2 protein-coding genes are annotated in these 2,060 nt (G+C 61.7%); both read left to right on the top strand.

Annotated elements, in window-relative coordinates; genetic code table 11:
• The first annotated feature begins 109 nt into the window (after positions 1 to 109).
• On the top strand, positions 110 to 589 hold the full coding sequence (locus B0E55_RS31220; protein ID WP_029538815.1) for a carboxymuconolactone decarboxylase family protein: 480 nt from the start codon (positions 110 to 112) through the stop codon (positions 587 to 589).
• A 186-nt stretch (positions 590 to 775) separates the two neighbouring features.
• Complete coding sequence (locus B0E55_RS31225; RefSeq protein WP_157902109.1) at positions 776 to 1,540, top strand: SDR family NAD(P)-dependent oxidoreductase; 765 nt, start codon at positions 776 to 778, stop codon at positions 1,538 to 1,540.
• Positions 1,541 to 2,060: the final 520 nt, after the last annotated feature.

Raw genomic sequence — 2,060 nt, forward strand, 5'->3', positions numbered from 1 at the left:
GAGTGGCGGTGCGGTGATGCGGCTCCCGCTGCGATCATCGACCAGTGGGATTTCCGGAGACAGGATCGGCGGCGCTGGGCAGACTGGAGCCGACGGAAAGGACCCGGCAATGAGAATCGACATCCCCGAGGGCAAGGACCCTGTCGGATACGTGTGGGGCGAGATGGTCCCCGGTATCGGCGTCGCGGCGTCCAAACTCTCGCTCGCGGTCTACTCGCAGTCCACGCTCGCGCTGCGCGAGTTCGAGGCCGCGCGGCTGCGCATCGCCCAGATCAACGGGTGCATCGTCTGTATGGACTGGCGCACCGAACGCGACGGCGAGAAGGTCGAGGACGGCTTCTTTGAGGCCGTCGAGAACTGGCGCACCACAGACGCATTCGACGACCGGACCCGGCTGGCCGCCGAGTACGCGCAGCGGTACGCGCTCGACCACCACAACCTCGACGACGAGTTCTGGGCCCGCATGGCCGAGCACTACGACCAGCGCGAGATCGTGGAGCTCACGATGTCCATCGGCTCCTGGATCGTCTCGGGCCGGCTCAACCACGTCCTCGGCCTCGACACGGTGTGCGCTCTGCCGGAACTCTGACGAATCTGTCGGAGTGAATTCGATGTTGAGGCCGGTGGTTCCAGTGTCCTCCGCACGATTCGGCGATCTCGAATTCTCGTTGAGTGAAATCGTCTCGGTGGCAACAAACATGGACATCTATCGTTCTCGGGTCACGAGTTGTCACGGGATGGGATTCGCGCGTGGCCGCGAAGAAAGGAAGAAGTAGTGGGTCTCTTGGACGGCCGAAGTGGACTTGTCACCGGCGGCGCCAACGGAATCGGCCGAGCGATGGCCGAAAGCCTCGCCCGTGAGGGTGCGAACGTGCTGGTGTCCGATATCGATGACGGCGCAGGTGTGGAGACCGTTCAACGTATCCGGAGTGCAGGCGGAACCGCGGAGTACCTCCACACTGATGTGACTGACGAAGACGCAGTGTCCGCAATGGTGCACGCCGCCGTGGAGGCTTTCGGCTCGCTGGACTTCGCGATGAACAACGCCGGAGGGGGAAGCTTGGGGCGTCCACTCCACAGGGACACCAAAGAGAATTATGAACACACAATCCGACTCGACTATATGAGTGTCTTCTACTGCCTCAAGGCAGAACTCATCCAGATGCGAAAGCAGAACACCGGCGGTGCGATCGTAAACACGGCGTCGACTGCTGGTATGAGCGGACTCCCCGGATTCGCGGCCTATGGCGGCGCAAAGTGGGGCGTGATCGGCCTGACTCAATCTGCGGCCGTCGAGAACGGACGATTCGGCATTCGTGTAAATGCACTGTGTCCCGGAAGCACTGAAACCGACGCGATCAAGGAAATGGCTGAGATGGATCCCGCTGGCTACCAGGCTCGCACGCGCGCGATTCCTCTTGGACGTGCGGGACGGCCCGAGGAACAGGCAGACGCAGCAGTCTGGTTGGTTTCACCGCGCTCTTCTTACGTCACTGGTGTCGCGCTACCCGTGGACGGCGGAAGCATCATCCGCCGTTAACCGTCACCGATCAGCAGTTGTGGAGATCATCCGGAGCCTGATCGACTCGTCCAGATAGCCTGCTACCCAAGACATCGAAGGGCTCGCGGATAAGACGGTGCTATCGCGGAGGCATGCCGGGGATAACCTCCGGGCTGATGACGGTCGAGGTGGGATTTGGGCATATCGCGGTAGCGGGGCAGAACGGGGGCGGGAGACGACGATGAGTCGATGCTCATTATGATCCGTTTTCTCCGAGCGGATTTGAGCGAACCCGTCCGTGAGATACGTTCAATGCGCTGTGCCGCAGCATCGGTGAGGAGCTTGTGCTACTCGATCAAAAATCAAGATCATCCCGTTGCGGGTTTCTGGTGCGCCAGCGGTCGGGGAACCTCAGCGGTCGTCGTCGAGGGGGACGGGAATCGATTGTTCGATCAGATCTTCCTCGGGCGCCGGCCATGGGGTGTCGAGTTCGGTGGTGAGGGCCTCGGCGTCGACGGCATTCACCGAGACAGCGTCTGGGTCGGCTGGGATGGTTTGT

Source organism: Rhodococcus sp. 66b (assembly GCF_002076325.1).
GTDB classification, from domain to species: Bacteria; Actinomycetota; Actinomycetes; order Mycobacteriales; family Mycobacteriaceae; genus Rhodococcus_F; species Rhodococcus_F erythropolis.

Bases quoted from the DNA above. Each gene is read 5' to 3' on its own strand.
- B0E55_RS31220 (WP_029538815.1), top strand. From the start codon at position 110: ATGAGAATCGACATCCCCGAGGGCAAGGACCCTGTCGGATACGTGTGG.